The 20,681-nt window shown below is 40.7% G+C and carries 26 protein-coding genes and 2 pseudogenes; 23 read left to right on the top strand and 5 right to left on the bottom strand.

The features are described 5' to 3' along the window. Positions 1-148: 148 nt before the first annotated feature. The 12 genes from NL647_RS18695 (at position 149) to NL647_RS18585 (ending at position 8,007) form a co-directional block, all read left to right on the top strand. The gene (locus NL647_RS18695; RefSeq protein WP_253650537.1) at positions 149-604 is read left to right on the top strand and encodes a GNAT family N-acetyltransferase; all 456 of its coding nucleotides are present in this window, start codon (positions 149-151) and stop codon (positions 602-604) included. A 118-nt stretch (positions 605-722) separates the two neighbouring features. Beyond that, positions 723-1,340, top strand: a complete 618-nt coding sequence (locus tag NL647_RS18690) for a LysE family translocator (protein WP_027726856.1) — start codon at positions 723-725, stop codon at positions 1,338-1,340. Between the two features lie 142 nt (positions 1,341-1,482). After that, the gene (locus NL647_RS18680; RefSeq protein WP_010648782.1) at positions 1,483-1,923 is read left to right on the top strand and encodes a hypothetical protein; all 441 of its coding nucleotides are present in this window, start codon (positions 1,483-1,485) and stop codon (positions 1,921-1,923) included. 141 nt (positions 1,924-2,064) lie between these two features. Next, positions 2,065-2,472 (top strand): DUF1330 domain-containing protein, encoded by a 408-nt coding sequence (locus NL647_RS18670; RefSeq protein ID WP_203518451.1) that lies wholly within the window; start codon positions 2,065-2,067, stop codon positions 2,470-2,472. Positions 2,473-2,619: 147 nt separating this feature from the next. Continuing rightward, the gene (locus tag NL647_RS18660) at positions 2,620-3,093 is read left to right on the top strand and encodes a GrpB family protein (protein WP_253650536.1); all 474 of its coding nucleotides are present in this window, start codon (positions 2,620-2,622) and stop codon (positions 3,091-3,093) included. Positions 3,094-3,306: 213 nt separating this feature from the next. Beyond that, a complete protein-coding gene (locus NL647_RS18650; RefSeq protein WP_050550064.1) occupies positions 3,307-3,639 on the top strand; it encodes a hypothetical protein in 333 nt (110 codons plus the stop codon). Between the two features lie 811 nt (positions 3,640-4,450). Continuing rightward, on the top strand, positions 4,451-4,744 hold the full coding sequence (locus tag NL647_RS18635; RefSeq protein WP_017191337.1) for a hypothetical protein: 294 nt from the start codon (positions 4,451-4,453) through the stop codon (positions 4,742-4,744). A 190-nt stretch (positions 4,745-4,934) separates the two neighbouring features. Next, positions 4,935-5,411 (top strand): N-acetyltransferase, encoded by a 477-nt coding sequence (locus tag NL647_RS18625; protein WP_141180030.1) that lies wholly within the window; start codon positions 4,935-4,937, stop codon positions 5,409-5,411. 137 nt (positions 5,412-5,548) lie between these two features. Next, complete coding sequence (locus NL647_RS18615) at positions 5,549-6,070, top strand: GNAT family N-acetyltransferase (protein ID WP_005433929.1); 522 nt, start codon at positions 5,549-5,551, stop codon at positions 6,068-6,070. A 149-nt stretch (positions 6,071-6,219) separates the two neighbouring features. Further along, on the top strand, positions 6,220-6,588 hold the full coding sequence (locus NL647_RS18605; RefSeq protein WP_020198131.1) for a hypothetical protein: 369 nt from the start codon (positions 6,220-6,222) through the stop codon (positions 6,586-6,588). A gap of 133 nt (positions 6,589-6,721) precedes the next feature. Continuing rightward, positions 6,722-7,126 (top strand): hypothetical protein, encoded by a 405-nt coding sequence (locus tag NL647_RS18595; protein ID WP_045484894.1) that lies wholly within the window; start codon positions 6,722-6,724, stop codon positions 7,124-7,126. A gap of 134 nt (positions 7,127-7,260) precedes the next feature. Further along, complete coding sequence (locus tag NL647_RS18585) at positions 7,261-8,007, top strand: hypothetical protein (protein WP_061036362.1); 747 nt, start codon at positions 7,261-7,263, stop codon at positions 8,005-8,007. Positions 8,008-8,222: 215 nt separating this feature from the next. Here the strand turns inward: NL647_RS18585 and NL647_RS18575 are convergent, their stop codons facing one another. Next, complete coding sequence (locus NL647_RS18575) at positions 8,223-8,525, bottom strand: hypothetical protein (RefSeq protein ID WP_233969545.1); 303 nt, start codon at positions 8,523-8,525, stop codon at positions 8,223-8,225. 241 nt (positions 8,526-8,766) lie between these two features. On the opposite strand from NL647_RS18575, the gene NL647_RS18565 reads away from it, so the two are divergent. The 7 genes and pseudogenes from NL647_RS18565 to NL647_RS18495 all read left to right on the top strand — a co-directional run bounded on the left by NL647_RS18565 (position 8,767) and on the right by NL647_RS18495 (position 14,831). Next, complete coding sequence (locus NL647_RS18565; RefSeq protein ID WP_253650534.1) at positions 8,767-9,426, top strand: hypothetical protein; 660 nt, start codon at positions 8,767-8,769, stop codon at positions 9,424-9,426. 314 nt (positions 9,427-9,740) lie between these two features. Next, positions 9,741-9,968, top strand: a complete 228-nt coding sequence (locus tag NL647_RS18555) for a hypothetical protein (protein ID WP_061036279.1) — start codon at positions 9,741-9,743, stop codon at positions 9,966-9,968. 153 nt (positions 9,969-10,121) lie between these two features. Continuing rightward, positions 10,122-10,526 (top strand): hypothetical protein, encoded by a 405-nt coding sequence (locus NL647_RS18545; protein WP_253650532.1) that lies wholly within the window; start codon positions 10,122-10,124, stop codon positions 10,524-10,526. A 733-nt stretch (positions 10,527-11,259) separates the two neighbouring features. After that, positions 11,260-11,667, top strand: coding sequence for a DUF1330 domain-containing protein (locus NL647_RS18530; RefSeq protein ID WP_253650530.1), 408 nt, complete (start codon positions 11,260-11,262; stop codon positions 11,665-11,667). Positions 11,668-12,983: 1,316 nt separating this feature from the next. Continuing rightward, positions 12,984-13,283 carry a hypothetical protein gene (locus NL647_RS18510; protein ID WP_025613421.1) on the top strand — a complete coding sequence of 100 codons (300 nt, stop codon included), beginning with the start codon at positions 12,984-12,986 and terminating at the stop codon, positions 13,281-13,283. Position 13,284: 1 nt separating this feature from the next. Continuing rightward, positions 13,285-13,402: pseudogene (locus NL647_RS18505) on the top strand (DUF3265 domain-containing protein). Positions 13,403-14,060: 658 nt separating this feature from the next. Next, positions 14,061-14,831: a hypothetical protein gene (locus NL647_RS18495; RefSeq protein WP_253650529.1), complete on the top strand. Its 771-nt coding sequence runs from the start codon at positions 14,061-14,063 to the stop codon at positions 14,829-14,831. A 179-nt stretch (positions 14,832-15,010) separates the two neighbouring features. On the opposite strand, the gene NL647_RS18485 is transcribed toward NL647_RS18495, so the two are convergent. From NL647_RS18485 to NL647_RS18475, 3 genes are all read right to left on the bottom strand, one after another. Next, complete coding sequence (locus NL647_RS18485) at positions 15,011-15,481, bottom strand: hypothetical protein (protein WP_253650527.1); 471 nt, start codon at positions 15,479-15,481, stop codon at positions 15,011-15,013. 290 nt (positions 15,482-15,771) lie between these two features. Next, positions 15,772-16,050 (bottom strand): type II toxin-antitoxin system mRNA interferase toxin, RelE/StbE family, encoded by a 279-nt coding sequence (locus NL647_RS18480; RefSeq protein WP_005377065.1) that lies wholly within the window; start codon positions 16,048-16,050, stop codon positions 15,772-15,774. Continuing rightward, the gene (locus NL647_RS18475; protein WP_225478357.1) at positions 16,047-16,331 is read right to left on the bottom strand and encodes a type II toxin-antitoxin system RelB/DinJ family antitoxin; all 285 of its coding nucleotides are present in this window, start codon (positions 16,329-16,331) and stop codon (positions 16,047-16,049) included. The genes NL647_RS18480 and NL647_RS18475 overlap by 4 nt, the downstream gene beginning before the upstream one ends. A gap of 192 nt (positions 16,332-16,523) precedes the next feature. Here NL647_RS18475 and NL647_RS18465 point away from each other — a divergent pair, with 192 nt between their 5' ends. Beyond that, a complete protein-coding gene (locus tag NL647_RS18465) occupies positions 16,524-17,084 on the top strand; it encodes a lasso peptide biosynthesis protein (protein ID WP_069545884.1) in 561 nt (186 codons plus the stop codon). A gap of 173 nt (positions 17,085-17,257) precedes the next feature. Beyond that, positions 17,258-18,043: a hypothetical protein gene (locus NL647_RS18455; RefSeq protein ID WP_061065152.1), complete on the top strand. Its 786-nt coding sequence runs from the start codon at positions 17,258-17,260 to the stop codon at positions 18,041-18,043. Between the two features lie 163 nt (positions 18,044-18,206). Here NL647_RS18455 and NL647_RS18450 read toward each other — a convergent pair whose 3' ends face one another. Then, entirely contained in the window at positions 18,207-18,677 is a 471-nt protein-coding gene (locus tag NL647_RS18450) for a hypothetical protein (RefSeq protein WP_253650527.1), read from the bottom strand. 1,403 nt (positions 18,678-20,080) lie between these two features. Between NL647_RS18450 and NL647_RS18435 the strand changes: the two genes are divergently transcribed. After that, positions 20,081-20,539 carry a GNAT family N-acetyltransferase gene (locus NL647_RS18435; protein ID WP_253650526.1) on the top strand — a complete coding sequence of 153 codons (459 nt, stop codon included), beginning with the start codon at positions 20,081-20,083 and terminating at the stop codon, positions 20,537-20,539. A gap of 15 nt (positions 20,540-20,554) precedes the next feature. Next, positions 20,555-20,657, top strand: a pseudogene (locus NL647_RS18430) (DUF3265 domain-containing protein). The last annotated feature ends 24 nt before the right edge of the window (positions 20,658-20,681 follow it).

The following is a 20,681-nucleotide window of genomic DNA, read 5'->3' as shown; positions in this document are numbered from 1 at the left end:
ATAACAATCTGTTTAAGAGTGATTCGCAACGCTTGGCATTTTTGCTATGCGTTGCGTTTAGTGTTTAAGGTGGCATGCGGTAGCTTCAGTATTGCGTTGCTCACACCTTAACAGGGCGTTAGCAGCTAGAAGTAATAAGGAACTATAGATGGAATTAAAATATCGTTCAGCTGATTATGAAGATTTGGAAAGTCTTGTTGCTTTGCTTTCGAATGATCCACTTGGTAGCAAAAGAGAAGATGCGTCTGTTCCGTTGAATAGTGCGTATCTTGAAGCGTTCGAAGCGATTATACGAGACCCAAACAACGAATTACTCGTTGTTGAGCTGGAAAACTCTTTAGTCGGGATGCTTCAAATTACTTTTATTCCTTACCTAACGCATATCGGTAGTTGGCGTTGTCTTATCGAAGGTGTCCGAATTCATAGCGACTATCGTGGACAAGGTTTTGGTGAGAAAATGTTCGAATATGCTATTGAACAGGCAAAAAATAAAGGCTGTACAATCGTTCAGTTAACAAGTGATAAGCAGCGCCCTGATGCAATCAGGTTTTATGAAAAACTTGGATTTAAAGCAACACATGAAGGGTTTAAACTCGCGTTGTAAGTTGCTGCTAACAAAGCATTTAAGAGTGATTCGCAACGCTTGGCAGTTTCGCTTCGCTCAAGTATAGCCAAGCGTCGCTCACACCTTAATGCGGCGTTAGTTTTATGGAGGAAATATTGTGGAAATCTGGAAGTTATTGTTCTTTATACCTGCGTGTTTTGCGCTCAATATGACTCCTGGTCCAAACAATCTATTGTCCATGAACAATGCTCGTTGTTACGGTTTCAAGTCCGCTTTTATTGCTGGACTTGGTCGTATCGCTGCATTCGCTGTGATGATTGCCTTGGCTGCTTCTGGTTTAGCAGTGGTTCTCTATGCTTCTGAGACTCTATTTCTAACGATTAAAATTGTGGGTGCGACTTATTTGTTGTGGATTGCCTTTAATCTTTGGCGTTCGGAAGCAAGTCCTGTTTCTGAACTAGAAAATACTCGCAACCGATTAGGTTTGGTTAAACAAGAATTTCTGCTAGCCGCCGGTAATCCAAAGGCGATCTTAATCTTTACCGCCTTTCTACCACAGTTCGTCGATGTTTCAGCGAGTGTAAATGAACAGTTCTTTGCTTTAGGGGCTACGTTCCTCATTTTAGAAATGGGTGCAATATCGATTTATGCGATATTTGGAATGTACTTAAGGCAGTGGTTTACGAAGCCGAAAATGGCAAAGCGCTTCAATAGAGGTTGTGCAACTTTTTTGGCTATGTCTGGAGCAAGCTTGTTACTGAGTCGCCAGCAATAAAACTAACAAACTGTTTAAGAGTGATTCGCAACGCGTGGCATTTTTACTATGCGTTGGTTTTAGTGGTTAAGGTGGTATGCGGCGGCATCGGTATTGCGTTGCTCACACCTTAACAGGGCGTTATACGTTTGAGGAAAAACATATGAAGTTTCACACTAGTCTTTGTTTGCTTGCGTTGACAGTGTCTTTAGCTGGTCATGCTAATACGGATTCTTCGGAGCAACTCTATGCTGTGAACCAAGACTATGCAAAGTGTTTGGATGTTGTATTAGGCAATTTTAAATCAGATGCCGAAGCTCAAGAAGCAATGTCTAAGTTTTACAAAGCTATCACTGCCAATACGGAGCAGCTCCTAGAGATGCAGCTTCAAGCTAATGATGAAGGGATGTTGGCTTTTTTAGAAATGCTGCAAGACCGTAAGGTTTTACTGGGTTATATGGTCGCAAAAATGTCTGAACCTGACAAAGCATTCGAAGCTGAGAAAGTTCAGTTAAAAGAGACATATAGTTTCGACTGGAAACTAGTTCATCAAGAGCTTTGGAGAACGAATGGCTGTAATGCGATTTACGGTTCACTCGACTAAACGTATAACAAACTGTTTAAGAGTGATTCGCAACGCGTGGCATTTTTACTATGCGTTGCGTTCAGTGTTTAAGGTGGTATGCGGCGGCTTTTGTATTGCGTTGCTCACACCTTAACAGGGCGTTATGTTGCAGGAGAGAATATGGAAGTTCTGAATCAGCTTTTTCCATCAGAAAGTCAGATGGAAAGGTTAAAATCTTCACCGGAATCAGGTGAAATTCATCTACTAAACCTTTTCAAGTTTAAAGAGAAGGCAGAATATGCAGATGGTCGAGAAACTAATCTAACGGGCAAAGAAGCATATGAACTTTATGGTCAGCCTATGCTTAAGGTTTTGGAAAAGTATGGTGCTGAAGTTGTCTTCTATTCAGAGGTGACTGGTCTTATTCTTGGGCAGGTTGAAGACCTTTGGGACTCATTTGTTATTGTAAAATATCCATCTCGCCAAGCGCTTCTTGAAATGACGTCATCCGAAGAGTTCTTAGCATTAAGCGTGCATCGCGAAGCCGGGTTGGCAGGGCAGTTAAACATAGAAACGAAGATACCTTGAGTCACAACATAACAATCTGTTTAAGAGTGATTCGCAACGCGTGGCATTTTAACTATGCGTTGCGTTTAGTGTTTAAGGTGGTATGCGGCGGCTTCGGTATTGCGTTACTCACACCTTAACAGGGCGTTATGCCTTTTGGGAGCAAATATGCAGTTTTACAAAGCAGATGAATATCAGGCATCTTGTGAAAGCCTATATCGTAAGTATGCACTTGAGATAGCTGCTTTACTTCCAGATGCATCTATTGAGCACATTGGATCTTCCTCTATCCCTAATGCCGTATCTAAGGGTGACCTAGACATACTTGTTGGCGTTAACGGCAAGGAACTAGAGAACGCAGTAAAGTTACTTTCTACTCTAGGTTTCAACGAAAAATCCGATACGTTAAGAACTCCAGAGCTTTGCATGCTGGAAAATAGTTCAGGTGAGGATGTCGCTTTCCAAGTTGTAGCGAACGGCTCGGAATTTGCGTTCTTTGTGGGGTTTAGAGACAAACTCCGCGAAAGTCCTGAGTTAGTTCAGCAATACAATGAACTCAAAGTGTCTTGTACAGGTTGGACTCAAGAAGAGTATCGTCGGAAAAAATCAGCTTTTATTGAGCGCGTGTTAGGACAGGCATAACAAACTGTTTAAGAGTGATTCGCAACGCTTGGCATTTTTGCTATGCGTTGCGTTTTGTGTTTAAGGTAGTCTGCGGTGGCATCGGTATTGCGTTGCTCACACCTTAACAGGGCGTTAGCTTTATGAGGTGAGTTTGTTTGCTTACTATCACTGTGAGATGTATTGCTTATGTATTAAAATGCATAATTATTTAAAGTAAAATAAGGTAATATTATGAATCTTAATAATAATCCTCAAGCGTCAGAACTCTCATCACTACTCGGATCTTGTGATGACAGCGCGGCAAGCCATTGTTTATGGGTTGACAAAAATGGGGAGGTATTCGTCACGCCAATTCCATCAAATTTAACTCCAATTGGCTTCGAAAAATCTCAACCTTCTATGTTTATGCGCTATGAAACGTGCCAGCGCGGAAATGAATATGTTGGTCCCAAAGCAGCTAGTGATAATAACTACGTACAACGTATGTTCAACAGTTTGGTGAAGGAGTGGAGTGAGCTCTCCACCGCTAATGCGTCAGGTCCATTTTATATAGACATTTTCTAAACCAACAAAGCTAACAATCTGTTTAAGAGTGATTCGCAACGCGTGGCATTTTTGCTATGCGTTGTGTTTGGTGTTTAAGGTGGTATGCAGTGGCTTCGGTATTGCGTTGCTCACACCTTAACAGGGCGTTAGTCGCCAGAAAAAGCTAGCAATCAAAATCATGTTTCTAAGCTCAAAACTTGGCTACTGGTTGTTTGATTCATAGTTCCATCTTCGACGGTCAAAGCTCAGTTTCATCGGTTCTAAATCAATGCATTGCTATTTTCCAAGCGGTTGTTTCGTTCTTTGGTGGTGATAGAGCGGGGCAATCGAAAATCTGTTTTTGGTTGCAAATCTGCTCGGTAAGTTTGTTGGTTTAAAAGCTTATTTACTTGCTGAAAGGATGTTTTCTCTGGTGTTGTAAGTTCCACGTGGTTTCAGTGACTTTGTTGAAAGTCCGCACTGTGAGATTGGTTTTCCAAAAGCGCTTTTTGGTGTTGCCAGTCCGTTTTCTGCGGCGCTGTTTTTTCTAAGTGGTTTCATTGAGTAGCCGCTTTGAGACTACGCCTGACTTAAGTGCATCAAAACACATAAAGTTTGTTGTTTGCAAAGTTTAGTTCGGCTTAAAATTGTCGCTCGGTGCCTCGCGACTAACAAACTGCTCAAGAGGGATTCACAACGCGTGGCATTTTTACTATGCGTTGATTTTAGTGATTAAGGTGATTTGCGGCGGCTTCGGTATTGCGTTGCTCACCCCTTAGCAGGGCGTTATGTTTGTTATCGTTGGTAACAGAAAAAATGCAATATGATATACAATAGGGAATTTAATAGTATGAAAGTTGTGGCTAAACATAATAACTGGCTTTTATATAGTGATGGGGAAAATTACATTCTAAATTCAAGGTGTGATTATGGCATTGGAGAGGAAACTGCTACTTTTTTATTAAAGGTTGATGAAGTTTCTCGTTATTTAAAATTTGGAGAGGAAGTAATTCACGAACTTTCGGATTCGGCGCGTAGTTCATCAGGAAAGCATTATTATGAGAAGCAGCGTCCTATTAGCGATGAGCTAATGAAAGAATACTATAAAGCAACGAGTGAATATATTCATAAGTATATCCGATGAAATGGGCAATGATATTTTTCAATTTTTGAACGTTGGTGATGCAAACATAACAAACTGTTTAAGAGCGATTCGCAACGCGTGGCATTTTTACTATGCGTTGCGTTTGGTGTTTAAGGTGGTATGCGGAAGTATCGGCATTACGTTGCTCACACCTTAACAGGGCGTTAGGTGCTTGAAGGAAAAGGTAAGCATGGAAATTGCTTTTCAGCAGATAAATATTGATGATTTCGAATTGTGCGTTGCTGCGAGAAAAGATGCATACTTTTGTAGTTTTGGGCATTACGATGGTTTCGACGACTTCATCAGTGGTTATCGTGAACGAGTATTAGACCGGTTAGCAACATCAGGATGGTTCTATATCCATATATTTGTGGATGGTCAGTTTGCAGGGCAGCTAGAGTTTCGTAGCTTTTCACCCGAGCCGGAGACTGGCTATGTGCATCTCATTTACTTAAAGCCAAATTTTCGTGGTTCAGGGCTCGCTGCAAAATTGCAGGATTATATTGTAAGCACGTTGAGTACAGCGGGTTGTTTGCGTGCAGTACTTTCAGTGAGCCGAACTAACCATCGAGCTCTCACATTCTATAAGCGCCATGGTTGGGAGTTCGTGCGCAAGAATCCCAAGCACGATGAAACAGACTTTTACCAACTTTGGCTACGCACCTAACAAACTGTTCAAGAGGGATTCGCAACGCGTGGCATTTTCACAATGCGTTGGTTTTAGTGTTTAAGGTGGTCTGCGGCGGCTTTGGTATTGCGTTGCTCACCCCTTAACAGAGCGTTAGCCCTTTTCGAGGAAACGATATGGAAATCGTACAAGAAATAGATGTTTCAGAATTGCATCATAAGGCAATCGAAGCATTAAGAAATCAAGCTTTTCCAGATAGCCAAGTAAGTCGTTCTTACTTTAAGCAGTTGCCTCATATGCGTGCCCTTCATTTTCAAGGTGAACAGCTGGTTGGCTATCTTGGGCTGGATTATCGCGTTGTTAGTGTCGGCGGGGAAATACATAAGGTTCTGGGCGTAATCGACTTTTGTGTTGACGAACGTTATCGAGGGCAAGGTATTGGCTCTTTTATGTTGTCAGAATTATCGGCATTTGCTGAAACTAAAGATGTGGATTTCATAATCCTTATATCTGAGTTACATGATTTCTACTCTACAAACGGCTTTTACCAAGTTCAGTGCATGCAGTCTTGGTTAAGGCTTCACGAGCACACCAACTTTGGCGTTGCTGTAGAGCATCTTGATGAACTGTATGTGAAACCACTCAGAGATAAGCAGTGGGGTGTTGGACATTTTGATTGGCTAGGTTATATGTACTAGTCAACCACAGGGCTAACAAACTGTTCAAGAGGGATTCGCAACGCGTGGCATTTTCACTATGCGTTGATTTTAGTGTTTAAGGCGGTATGCGGCGGCTCTTGTATTGCGTTGCTCACCCCTTAACAGGGCGTTATGTGCTTGGAGATCAAATGATAAAACAGCCTCCTTACAAAGTTGAGTTTGGTCAATCAGGAGAAGTCCCTCCGGCGCACGTTGTTGCCATAGATAATACCTCAATAAAGTTAAGCAATAGCAGTCGAGATGGTGACACAAGCGGTCGTATTGATGAGCTTGATCTCAATGGTGGGATTCAATCAAAGGAAACCAAACAGATGATGCTTGAGCTCAATAAGCAGGGCTTTGTGTTTGCTTACGATGATAAAGCTTATATTTCACCTAGCCATTTTATGAAGCAACTTTTATTGAGCGGTGACCTAAGAACATCATTCAAAGAAATCAGTTGGTCAAGTCCAAAGCAATGGTGTCTTACAGAGTATGAATTTGAGCAACGCACATAACAAACTGTTTAAGAGTGATTCGCAACGCGTGGCATTTTTGCTATGCGTTGCGCTTAGTGGTTAAGGTGGTATGCGGCAGCATCGGTATTGCGTTGCTCACACCTTAACTGGGCGTTAGCTGTTTGGAGGCTCCATGGAAAATATAGAAGTCGTGCATCTAAAAACTCATGACGATACACAGTCGATCACACTTCAAAGTTGCAAGCTGGTAAATCGAACTTCCTTAAAATGCAATCTAACGATGAAGTCCAGAGGTTTCTCATACTCTGGAAATGTACGCTTCGATAATGTTACTAAGTTTGCAGAAGATATTATTTCAATGTCTAAAACCTTAAGTGGCACGGTAACACTAACCGAAGAGTACGGAGTTCATTTTATTAACTTTAAAATCAACAGATTGGGTCATGTTATTATCAGTGGAACCTTTGCGGAACATAGTGCCAATTCTCAGCTGTTAGAGTTCGAATTTGCAACGGATCAAACGTGTTTGGAGGCATTTGCAAGTGACCTAGAGCTCATCGTAGGGAAAAACAGCTAACAAATTGTTCAAGAGTGATTCGGCACGCGTGGCATTTTTACCATGCGTTGGTTTTAGTGTTTAAGGTGGTATGCGGGAGCTTCGGTATTGCGTGCCTCACACCTTAACAAGGCGTTATATTTTTTAGGGTAGTTATGAATAAAATAATCTCACGTTGGCTAGGTGACGGATTTATAGTTGCTGCGATTCCTTTGTTCGGTTATGCAATAGCTCTTTCTCACGAATATGGATATGCCACTTACTTTGGTTACCCGACTTCAATGATTTCTATAACGTTGGAAATGACTCTAAAATCTAGCGTTTGGGCGGTGGTTTATTTCTTTGCTTTTTATAACTTCGTGGCTTCCTTGGTTCTATTTAGTGATACCGGCACTATGAAAGGAGTGTTTGCTCGAAACATTTTGTATTTTTCAATTTTTCCAGCTATCGGTGTGTTTGCAACGGGCTTCTCGGACTTATTTATAAAATTTTTCTTCGCATCCATTATTATCTCAATTGCCTTTACTCTTTTGATTTCGCTATCTGCTCGAAGAGCTGGAAGTTTGAGGGAGTCCATTATTAAAGGGAATTCAGGTGTCTTTAGCTATGGGAATGGCAACTCTGAAGATGAGCATAACCTTCAAGATAATCTGAAACTAATGCTTTTCGGTAGTTTAGTGTTGATCGCTATTTGTATGGGAGCTGGTAGCCTAAGTGCTAAAAGTAAAAACGATTATTATTTGTTCGAGCATATGAAAAGCTCTTATGTTTTAATCGCAACATATGGAGATAGAGTTATTGCAGCACCGTATGACCAAAAGAAACATGAATACATTAAAGAATTCTCGGTGTTTGATTTATCTTCAGGTGATATAAGTAAGTTAATGAAAGTTGAGTTATAAAAAATATAACAAATTGTTCAAGAGTGATTCGGCACGCGTGGCATTTTTACTATGCGTTAGATTTGGTGGTTAAGGTGTTATGCGGAAGCTTAGGTATTGCGTGCCTCACACCTTAACAAGGCGTTAGTCGCCAGAAAAAGCTAGCAATAAAAATCATGTTTCTAAGCTTAGAATTCCGAGGATGATCGTTTGATACGCAGGTGCGTCGTCGATGGTCAAAACTCAATTTCAACTGTTTCAGGTCCAAAGCTTTGTAACTGTCCTTGCGGTTGTTTTGTTCTTTGGTGCTGACAGTGCAGGGTAATCGAGAGTCTGTTTTTGGTTGCAACTCTGCTCGGTGAGTTTGTTGGTACAAAAGCCAATTTACTCGCTGAAGTGACGTTTTCTCTGGTGTTGTAAATTCCACGTGGTTTCAGTGACTTTGTTGAAAGTTCGCACTGTGAGATTGGTTTTCCAAAAGCGCTTTTTGGTGTTGTCAGTCCGTTTTCTACGGCGTTGTTTGTTCCAAGTGGTTTCATTGAATAGCTGTTTTGAGACTACGCCTGACTTAAATGCATCAAAGCACATAAAGTTTGTTGTTCGCAAAGTTTAGTTCGGCTTAAAATTGTCGCTCGGTGCCTCGCGACTAACAAACTGCTCAAGAGGGATTCGCAACGCGTGGCATTTTTACTATGCGTGGGTTTAAGTGATTAAGGTGGCATGCGGCGGCTTTGGTATTGCGTTGCTCACCCCTTAGCAGGGCGTTATACAAAAGGAGAAATGTTGAACAATTCAAGAAAAATCAAGATACGGTATGATAAGCCAGTATTTGTATTTTCATCGATTATTTATGCTCTAGTTTCTAGGATATCAATATTGGTAGCTGTAGTGCTTATTTTGGTACTACATGTTTTAGCTGACATCGAAATTAGCAAGTCAGGTGCTTTTTTAGCCGCGCTTGGTTTGTTGCTATCTTTAAAGCATAACTTTATTAAGATCGCTTCAAACCAAGATGAAGCAGTTAAAAAATCTCAGGGTATGGGGATGACGCCATACTATGATGGAGTTTGTGAAGCAGAAGTATATAAGAAACAGGCAGCCAGAGAAACCACAGATGAATTGACAGGAATACTTCTAGTTATAGTTGGTGGTCTACTCTCTTCATACGGCGATGTCTTAACAAATTGGTATATAGGCTTTACTTTCGATAGACGCGTAGTTTTGGAGCTTTCGGGGTTTATTTCACTTCTTATATCATGTTACTTGTTTGTAATTTCGGTACCATCAGTAAGGATAGGTATTGGGAATCTATTACCTCATGAGACTAAAGAGCAAGAAAAATTTGTTCATGAGTTTGCTAAACAGCAGGCAAATAAGTTATTAGGTAAGTATTTACTAGTCTTTGGCTTAACTGTACTAATGCTCGCCGCTTTCATTTAGTTTTGTATAACAATCTGTTTAAGAGTGATTCGCAACGCGTGGTATTTTTACTATGCGTCGGTTGTAGTGTTTAAGGTGGTATGCGGCGGCTTCGGTATTGCGCTGCTCACACCTTAACAGGGCGTTATGTCTCTTCTCCGAGCTTTAACTCATTTACTTACAATAACAGGTGGAATATATTCTGCCGTTATGAAAGTAGTGACACTTGAGTATCTATTTTTTCGATACGGTCTTCATACTTTCTAGGTTAGGTTCTACTTGAAGTTTAAGCTAGAACTAGTGGCTGTTTGTAAGTTTTATTGAGTCAAAGTCTTATGGAAGTTCTTCTTCTACCAATCGCAATCATTGGTATTTATATCTTTTTAACTAGTGTTTATGCGAAGCCTGTTGGTGAGTCTGCAAAGAAAGTTGGGAAATCAGTTAAGAAAACGGCTGAATCAGGTACTCATAAAGTAGGTGATGGTGTTTTCAATGGCATAGCTAAAGTCAGCGAGGCTATTGAAACGGGTAAGCTGAAAGCCCGAGAAAAAAGCGAAAGCTGATTTTTGGCATAGAGACATAACAATCTGTTTAAGAGCGATTCGCAACGCTTGGCATTTTTGCTATGCGTTGCGTTTTGTGTTTAAGGTGATATGCGGGAGCATTGGTATTGCGTTGCTCACACCTTAACAGGGCGTTAGCTGTTTGGAGACTCCATGGAAAATATAGAAGTCGTGCATCTAAAAACTCATGACGATACACAGTCGCTCACACTTCAAAGTTGCAAGCTGGTAAATCGAACTTCCTTAAAATGCAATCTAACGATGAAGTCCAGAGGTTTCTCATACTCTGGAAATGTACGCTTCGATAATGTTGCTAAGTTTGCAGAAGATATTATTTCAATGTCTAAAACCTTAAGTGGCACGGTAACACTAACCGAAGAGTACGGAGTTCATTTTATTAACTTTAAAATCAACAGATTGGGTCATATTATTATCAGTGGAACCTTTGCGGAACATAGTGCCAATTCTCAGCTGTTAGAGTTCGAATTTGTCACGGATCAAACGTGTTTGGAGGCATTTGCAAGTGACCTAGAGCTCATCGTGGGGAAAAACAGCTAACAAATTGTTCAAGAGTGATTCGGCACGCGTGGCATTTTTACCATGCGTTGGTTTTAGTGGTTAAGGTGGTATGCGGGAGCTTCGGTATTGCGTGCCTCACACCTTAACAAGGCGTTAGTTTGCAAGAGGAAAAACGCAGCTATATCGCAAGATCTAGTGGTAAAAGCTCAAAGTTGAAATTGTCGTATCGGCGTTCAATTTCAGTGTTAACTAACATGGTGAAAATCCAAAATTGGCATCGTTTCAACGGTTGATTTGTTCTTTGGTGCGGTGACTTTGGGGTTAACTGAGTCGCAGTTTTTTGCTGAAACTCTGCTCGTTGAGTTTGTTGGTACAAAAGCCGATTTACTCGCTGAAATGGCGTTTTCTCTGGTGTGGTAAGTTCATGTGGTTTCAGTTGCTTTGTTGAAAGTCCGCATTGTGAGATTTGTTTTCCAAAAGCGCTTTTTGGTGTTGTAAGTTCGTTTTCTGCGGCGTTGTTTGTTCAAAGTGGTTTCATTGACTAGCCGTTTTTAGACTACGCCTGACTTAAATGCATCAAAGCACATAAAGTTTGTTGTTTGCAAAGTTTAAAATCAACGCTTTGGGTTTGCAAACTAACAAACTGCTCAAGAGGGATTCACAACGCGTGGCATTTTTACTATGCGTTGAATTTAGTGATTAAGGTGGTTTGCGGCGGCTTTTGTATTGCGTTGCTCACCCCTTAGCAGGGCGTTATGTTGCAGGAGAGAATATGGAAGTTCTGAATCAGCTTTTCCCATCAGAAAGTCAGATGGAAAGGTTAAAATCTTCACCGGAATCAGGTGAAATTCATCTACTAAACCTTTTCAAGTTTAAAGAGAAGGCAGAATATGCAGATGGTCGAGAAACTAATCTAACGGGCAAAGAAGCATATGAACTTTATGGTCAGCCTATGCTTAAGGTTTTGGAAAAGTATGGTTCTGAAGTTGTCTTCTATTCAGAGGTGACTGGTCTTATTCTTGGGCAGGTTGAAGACCTTTGGGACTCATTTGTTATTGTAAAATATCCATCTCGCCAATCGCTTCTTGAAATGACGTCATCCGAAGAGTTCTTAGCATTAAGCGTGCATCGCGAAGCCGGGTTGGCAGGGCAGTTAAACATAGAAACGAAGATACCTTGAGTCACAACATAACAATCTGTTTAAGAGTGATTCGCAACGCGTGGCATTTTTATCATGCGTTGGTTTAAGTGATTAAGGTGGTATGCGGCGGCATCGGTATTGCGTTGCTCACACCTTAACAGGGCGTTAGTCGCCAGAAAAAGTTAGCAATCAAAATCATGTTTCTAAGCTCAATATTTGGCAACTGTTTGTCCGGTTCACAGGTTCATCGACGTTGGTCCAAACTCATTTTCAGCTGTTTTAAGTCCAAGTTTTGCAATTGTCCTAGCGTTTTTTTGTTCTTTGTTGCTGACAGAGCAGGGCAATCGAGCATCTGTTTTTGGTCGCAACTCCGCTCGGTGAGTTTGTTGGGTACAAAAGCCGATTTACTCGCTGAAAAGACGTTTTCTCTGGTGTGGTAAGTTCCACGTGGTTCCAGTGACTTTGTTGAAAGTCCGCACTGTGAGATTGGTTTTCCAAAAACGCTTGTTGGTGTTGTCAGTCCGTTTTCTACGACGTTTTATGTTCCAAATGGTTTCATTGAGTAGGCGCTTTGAAACTACGCCTGACTTGTATGCGTCAATGCACATAAATTTTGTTGTTCGCAAAGTTTAGTTCGGCTTAAAATTGTCGCTCGGTGCCTCGCGACTAACAAACTGTTTAAGAGGGATTCGCAACGCGTGGCATTTTCACTATGCGTTGGTTTAAGTGATTAAGGTGGTATGCGGCGGCATCGGTATTGCGTTGCTCACCCCTTAACAGAGCGTTAGTACGGGTTTGACGTCAAAGGTCATAAGTTTTGGTGTTTATCTGTTTTGGCGCTCGTCTTTACACCTTTCAGTTTTTACCTTTCACGTTCTTTCCGGTGGCACTATATGCGGAGTGTTTGCTTTGATTTCACCGTTTACGGTCTCTAACTCTTAGCCTATTTCTTTGGCGCTTCTTCGTTTTCGTTGTACTTCCTGAGTTAATTTTGTCGTTCGTTGGGTGTTGCCATCAAAGTGCGAGGATCGAATCCTTTTCTAATTTGAAGCCATTAAAAGTAGGGGAGTTCAGTGCGTTTTTCTTCTAGCCAACTTTCGTCTTTCAATTGGAATTAAGTTTTGTAGCTGCCCGTCTCACTTCAGTGTTCAAAGCCTTTCATATCATGCTAGTTTTCAATATCTTGGAGCGCATAAATAGAAGTAGCGCATGTACTAACAAATTGCTTAAGAGTGATTCGTAACGCGTGGCATTTTTACTTTGCGGTGGCTTATGGTGATTAAGGCGCTGTGCGGTAGCTTTTGTATTGCGTTACTCACACCTTAGCAAGGCGTTAGAGCGCAGGAGAAAAAAGTATGAACATGACCGATATAGTTGAATACATTTCATATCTTATCGCCGGCATTATTATCGCTCCTTTCGGCTTTATGCTGTTTAAAGAATTCATTGGTGAAGATCGCAAGACAGTTACAGATGAAGTCAAATCGACAGTAGGTGACGAATCGAGAAAGTTTCTGGGTGGTAGGTATGGTGATGCCGTTGTAGGTCAATTTGTCGAGTTTAAACTGATAATAGCGATAGGCTTGCCAGTAGTGCTATTTCTAGGAATTTCTTCCTTGGTTAATTCTCTTTTGAAAGTTCTGTTCAACCTGTGAGTTGCGCTCTAACAAACTGTTCAAGAGGGATTCGCAACGCGTGGCATTTTTACTATGCGTTGGTTTTAGTGTTTAAGGTGGTATGCGGCGGCTTTGGTATTGCGTTGCTCACCCCTTAACAGGGCGTTAGTCGCCAGAAAATGCTTGCAGTCAAAATCATGTTTCTAAGCTTAAAATTTGGCTGATGATTGTTTGCTATACAGGCTCTTCATCGATGGTCAAAACTCAGTTTCAGGCTGTTTCAAATCCAAAGTTTTGCAAGCGTCCAAGCGTTTTTTTGTTCTTTGGCGCTGACAGAACATGGCAATCGAGCGTCTGTTCTTGGTTGCAACCCTGTCCGGTGAGTTTGTTGGTTCAAAAGCAGATCTACTCGCTGAAAAGTCGTCTTCTCTGGTGTTGTAAGTTCCACGTGGTTTCAGTGACTTTGTTGAAACTCCGCACTGTGAGATTGGTTTTCCAAAAAGCGCTTTTTGGTGTTGTCAGTCCGTTTTCTACGGCGTTTTATGTTCCAAGTGGTTTCATTGAGTAGCCGCTTTGAGACCACGCCTAACTTAAATGCATCAAAGCACATAAAGTTTGTTGTTCGCAAAGTTTAGTTCGGCTTAAAATTGTCGCTCGGTGCCTCGCGACTAACAAACTGCTCAAGAGGGATTCGCAACGCGTGGCATTTTTATTATGCGTTGAATTTAGTGATTAAGGTGGTACGCGGCGGCTTCGGTATTGCGTTGCTCACCCCTTAGCAGGGCGTTATGTCTCAATTCAAAAAAAGGTGAAATCTTGGCATATATCTCAGTCTGTAAACTATGTAATAGTGAAAATGTTGAACTAAGAGCTTCTCATATTATTCCAGAGTTTCTATTTAAAAATGTATACACAAGTAAGCATAAGTTCATGCCAATTGAAGCGGATGTAACTGGTGGAAAAGTACATCAAAAAGGTTTTAGGGAAAACCTACTATGTCAAGGGTGTGAAACGAAGCTTTCCTTGTGGGAAAGAGAGTTAAGCTTGTTCATTCGTTTTTTATCTGATGGTAAGGGCAATGTTTTTTCACTAACTACTTTAGGGGATAACACGGTAGTAGAGGGATTTAATTATGACCTAGTGAAGAAAGCATTAATTTCGATTTTGTGGCGAATGAGCATTTCAACCTTACAGTTCTTTTCCGATTATGATGTTGGGAGTTATGAAGAGAAGCTCCGTAATTGGTTAGATCAAGGTCTTCCTTTCGATGTCCAAGATTATCCTATTTTAGTGTCTAAAGGATATATTTCAGGAACTTATCAAACTGGTTTGTTAATGCCGATTACACAAGGCTCTTACGGTAAACATATAAAAATGGAGTCCGTTGTTCTAGATGGCATTATTTTCGACTTCTTGTTAACCGAAGGTAACGTAATTCCAAGTGAAGTCGAACTCTTTAGCCTACACCCTGAAAGTCGAGTTATTATTCGAAATAAGGAATACTCTGAGTATGGTATCGATTTGAGTTCATTTAGTAGGCGAGTGAATGATAAAGATGTATTAGACTTTTTTTCAAAACATGACTGAGAAAATCGAGACATAACAATCTGTTTAAGAGTGATTCGCAACGCGTGGCATTTTTACTATGCGTTGGTTTTAGTGTTTAAGGTGGCATGCGGCGGCTTTAGTATTGCGTTGCTCACACCTTAACAGGGCGTTAAGTACCATGCGCACCACACGAGATTGTGATGCGCATATGTTTTGTGTTAATCGATAGAATCTAGATCGTCGTATGGTTCAAAATTATCATCGATGAGGTGTGATATTTGATGATCAATTTTACTCATGGTCCTCTCTAATAAATCTAAATCTTCATTTCTCAAAGCTCTAACCGTTCTTCGTCTAAGCTTTTCATATGAAGAGTCAGCATCTCTGGATCGAGTACCAATTCTTGCCCAGTTTTCAGTCGCACTTGCTCGTAAAAATATGAAGCTTGCATTTCCGGTTGGAATCATAAACCAGCCAAGTTCGATCATAGATTCTGCTAACTGGTCTAAGAATCGGTAATCTAGACGATCTCGAAATGCAAGGCGCTTTAGTGATCTTTCAGTAAGGATAAACCTTTTTACATCTATACGACGTGATGGTTTCTTCTCTCTTTGATCTGCTTCGTAATCTGCTGCGTTTAGAAGAATTAGCTTTGCAGTTTCTTCTGCGCTCGTTAATAGTCGTTTCATTGAATTATTATCCACTAAATGGTCAAAGTTAAGTAAACGGATACATTCTGTATGGTGTTTACGAGACAAAAAGTACATAGATTGGATTTAATTGTCAACGTTTGGTGTGCATGATTACTTGTTTTTGGTGGTTTATGTTGGGGTGGTACTTAACAAAGCATTTAAGAGTGATTCCCAACGCTTGGCATTTTTCATTCCATCGTTGGGTTTTGTGTTTACGGTGGTATGGTTAGGTTTCGTGGTAGCGTTGCTCACACCTTAATGCGGCGTTAGTTCCCCAGAGGAAGCAATCAATCCGTAGGGAATTTTTGTTTCTGGTGGAGTACACGCATAACTCTGATGATATCGCCCTCGACCCAATAAGAGATAATCATCGAAATCTCAGGAATAATGAGCAATCGTCCGCGGATGCCATCTCGTTGTACACCCATTAAAGGTTGTTCAAGCAAGTTTTCTACTTTTGCTTCAATGAGGTTGTCAGTTTTTTCTGCCGCATCAGGGTTGAAGTCATAGAGAAACTCGAAGATCTTTTCACGATCATTAAGTGACTCTTCTTCCCATAAAATCATTGCTTACCTCGATTACGGATTCTGGCTTTGCGCTCTTCCATTCGAGACTTAGCAGTTTGGTGCTCAACGAAAACGGATTTTCCTGAGTCAAACTTCTCAAATGCTAGGTTTACTTGTTCAGTTAGCCATGCATCGTGAGATAATGTTTTTCTTTGTTGTTCAGCGAGTTGCTCAGTAAGTTCACGGCAAGCATCACTTAGAGTTCGACCTTGGCGCTCAGCCATTTGTTGAGCTAGGCGTTTTGTTTCTTCATCAACACGAAATTGAATTCTAGTGTCCATGATATATTCCTTTGTTGGTGTGTGTACAAATGTTAGCACTAGGCTTTGAGATGGGCAACTAACAAACAATTTAAGAGTGATTCGGCACGCGTGGCATTTTTACTATGCGTTGGTTTTAGTGATTAAGGTGGTATGCGGGAGCATCGTATTGCGTGCCTCACACCTTAATTGGGCGTTAGAGAGAGTGATGATATGGAAAGTTGGTTAGCAATTATCAATCGTAATATTCAGAATAAAAATGACGAAATCATTTCTCAACTTTATTCAGAGTTGCTTCAGTTTATAGTTGAAACTGAGTACAAAGGTGGTTGTCATGATACATCTGCCGTTCTACATGTTGTGTTGAATGAACTTGGTATTAAGAACTCACTCTGTATCGGTGAAGTGAAAACGGGTGAGAAATATTTCGACCATTCGTGGATAGAAATTGATGGCAAGATCTATGATGCTGCGATTTGCATGCCATTAGATGGTGGTCTCTGGCATCCTCCTGTGTTTGCTTCCATAGATTTGGATAGCGAAACTAAAACCGAGCTGGGTTATGGTATCCCTTCTCCAGTAGGGTTGGATGAACCAGCTAGGAGCATAGCGCAAATAAACTTAGGAAACTACGCGTTACAAGACCCCATGCCTAATCGCTTGTGGTTTATGGCAGAACAGTTTGCCTCAGAGTTAGGGTATGAACTGGATGCAGAAGAATTGGCGCAAAAATACGCATCAAAGCTTCGTGTATTACGTGGGGACTCTCTCTAACAATCTGTTTAAGAGTGATTCGCAACGCTTGGCATTTTCACTATGCGTTGCGTTTGGTGTTTAAGGTGGTATGCAGGAGCTTCGGTATTGCGTTGCTCACACCTTAACAGGGCGTTAGCCATCCCAACAACTAATGCTCACATGTAGTTCATATCATATTGGAAGTAGTTTTAATGTTAATAAAGAAAGCAGTTGGATATGCATCAGTAATTTTTACTTTAGCTGTGTCAGGTTGCAGTGATGTTGAAGATGATGTTTTTGAAGCATATAAATGTGCAAAGTCTGCAGATATCTTTAGTGACCTAAAGATGAGAAGTAACGCACTTTTTAAAATGGAAGAAATAGCTAAAGAAAAGAAAATTACCAACTCTTCAGAGCTAATCATGAACGTTGGGCAGCGTGCGCGAAATGAATACGAACCGTACGGTAGTAGTACATCCGGTCAATATCAAATAGATGTATTTCGGGATTGGTATCAATCTAGCTACTGCCAAGGACTCAAGGAAAGTGACCTATATGGAAAAGCTGTTCATCAAAAAATGGCAGTTGCACGTAAAGTTACAATCGAAAACGAATTGAGTTTAACTGTCAAAGATCGCCTTAGCTTTCTCAAGTTAAATCAGTTTCTTGACGCTAACAAAGGGAAGGTCATAAAACTGAGTTTGAATAGTTGCCCGGAATTACAATTAGAATGTGGGCAAATTCAGATGACAGACTCTAGCATTTCATACAACGCAGATTATGAAAGATGTGATTATGACTCTGAAATAGGCGAAGGTATTACAATCTATCTTGGCTCCAACACTAAAAACGTATCTACAAACGATAGCATTAAAACCAATCATTGCGATATGGGAAACGGTATATCACTTTCAAAAAACTCTGGTATTTATAAGGTTCCCAGTTCTGCTGGATGGGGGCAAGGATGGACTGAATGGCTTCTTGAAAATGTACAATGAGCAATTAGAGTGGCTTATCAAATGGCTAACAAAGCATTTAAGAGTGATTCGCAACGCTTGGCAGTTTCGCTTCGCTCAAGTATAGCCAAACGTCGCTCACACCTTAATGCGGCGTTAAGTACCATGCGCACCACACGAGATTGTGATGCGCATATGTTTTGTGTTAATCGATAGAATCTAGATCGTCGTATGGTTCAAAATTATCATCGATGAGGTGTGATATTTGATGATCAATTTTACTCATGGTCCTCTCTAATAAATCTAAATCTTCATTTCTCAAAGCTCTAACCGTTCTTCGTCTAAGCTTTTCATATGAAGAGTCAGCATCTCTGGATCGAGTACCAATTCTTGCCCAGTTTTCAGTCGCACTTGCTCGTAAAAATATGAAGCTTGCATTTCCGGTTGGAATCATAAACCAGCCAAGTTCGATCATAGATTCTGCTAACTGGTCTAAGAATCGGTAATCTAGACGATCTCGAAATGCAAGGCGCTTTAGTGATCTTTCAGTAAGGATAAACCTTTTTACATCTATACGACGTGATGGTTTCTTCTCTCTTTGATCTGCTTCGTAATCTGCTGCGTTTAGAAGAATTAGCTTTGCAGTTTCTTCTGCGCTCGTTAATAGTCGTTTCATTGAATTATTATCCACTAAATGGTCAAAGTTAAGTAAACGGATACATTCTGTATGGTGTTTACGAGACAAAAAGTACATAGATTGGATTTAATTGTCAACGTTTGGTGTGCATGATTACTTGTTTTTGGTGGTTTATGTTGGGGTGGTACTTAACAAAGCATTTAAGAGTGATTCCCAACGCTTGGCATTTTTCATTCCATCGTTGGGTTTTGTGTTTACGGTGGTATGGTTAGGTTTCGTGGTAGCGTTGCTCACACCTTAATGCGGCGTTATGCTTTTTCTCAAACTTGTAAGTATGGGCACTTTACGTATTCCACAAATATCACCTTGTATCTGCTCTAGTATCTTTACTAGAAGTGAAGAGGTTTATCCTTTAATTGACTCTAACGTCTCTGAAAACCATCGCTGCCCAACAAAAATTGCGCTCTGTCTTATCTAACTTATCAGTGGTTTGATAGAGTTATGATTCGTTGTGTAAGGAGGGTTTTAGATGGGAACTATAATAGGATTGGTCATTTTAGCAGCGATAGATTGGTATCTTGTTCGCAAGACAGGGCTTCATATCCATCAATTAATTTCCAAAAAGTATGCCGAGCATTCGCGTAGTAAAGAACATCATAAATAAGACCTCTTTAGGCATAGTCTAATTGTATGCAGCGTTGGAATTTCACTGTGTCTACTGATAGAACAAGCATAACAAACTGTTCAAGAGGGATTCGCAACGCGTGGCATTTTCACTATGCGTTGGTTTTAGTGGTTAAGGTGGTTTGCAGTGGCTTTGGTATTGCGTTGCTCACCCCTTAACAGGGCGTTATGTTTCTTAGTCGAGTGTAGAAAACTATAGTTAATATTCAGATGCTTATTGTGGAAAAGGAGAGTTGATGGATGTGTATTCGTTACTAGCATTTGCGGCTTTTCTAGTGCTCATATCTTCAATGATAGTGCTCCTTGGGAGTAGTATTTCCCTCGGATTGCAGATGAAAAGAATAGACCCGAGTAGATATAAAGCGATCTACTTTTTGTTTGTTCCTTTTTCTAGTGCGCTTCTCTTTAATTACGTAAGAAGTAGCGAAAATATCTCGAAGTATCCTGAAAGTAGCTCTTGGTTGTTTACTGTCATTCGATATTCTATGGTGTCACTCTTCATATCCTTTGTTTTTATGGGATTTTCTGCTTTTTTAGCAGCAGGTAAAAGCTAAGTTTTTAGCCGGTAAAATTGTTCTGCTCATTTACGGTAACGTACTGGCGGGTGGTAATAAACATAACAAATTGTTCAAGAGTGATTCGGCACGCGTGGCATTTTTACTATGCGTTGATTTTAGTGGTTAAGGTGTTATGCGGGAGCTTAGGTATTGCGTGCCTCACACCTTAACAAGGCGTTATGTGCTTTGGTGGAAATGAATATGGGAATCACAATCAGGCGTATCGAAACAGAAAGCATTGAGGACAAAAGTATATTCGAGACTCTGTTCAAAGAGTATCTATCTGGATTCTCAGTTGAACTAGATCTCTCAGTAATTGCTCGGCTATTTACGTTGCCTTATTTCCACGGGTTTATCAGTTTTGTCGACAATAAGCCTGCTGGCTTTGCGGTTTGCTTTGAATCATTCTCAACTTATCGTGCGCAAAGAGTGATGAATATCCATGATTTTATGGTGTCGGACAGCTTTCGTGGTAAAGGTGTTGGCAAGGTGCAATTGAATGGTATCGAACAGTATTGTCGTGATAATGATTACCTCAAAATCACACTAGAAGTCGGTGATGATAATGTTGCAGCTAAAAAGCTCTACAGTTCATTGGACTACAAAGATTACAGAGTAGTTTTGAAAGGGCAGCAACATTGGCAAAAGTACCTCAGTTAGCACGCACATAACAAACTGTTCAAGAGGGATTCGCAACGCGTGGCATTTTCACTATGCGTTGGTTTTAGTGTTTAAGGTGGTATGCAGCGGCTTCGGTATTGCGTTGCTCACCCCTTAACAGGGCGTTATGTGCTTTGGTGGA

Origin of the sequence: Vibrio sp. Y29_XK_CS5, assembly GCF_024181835.1 — a bacterium.
GTDB classification, from domain to species: Bacteria; Pseudomonadota; Gammaproteobacteria; order Enterobacterales; family Vibrionaceae; genus Vibrio; species Vibrio harveyi.
The sequence above is the reverse complement of the archived record's forward strand: the minus strand, read 5'-3'. Positions and strand labels throughout refer to the sequence as shown.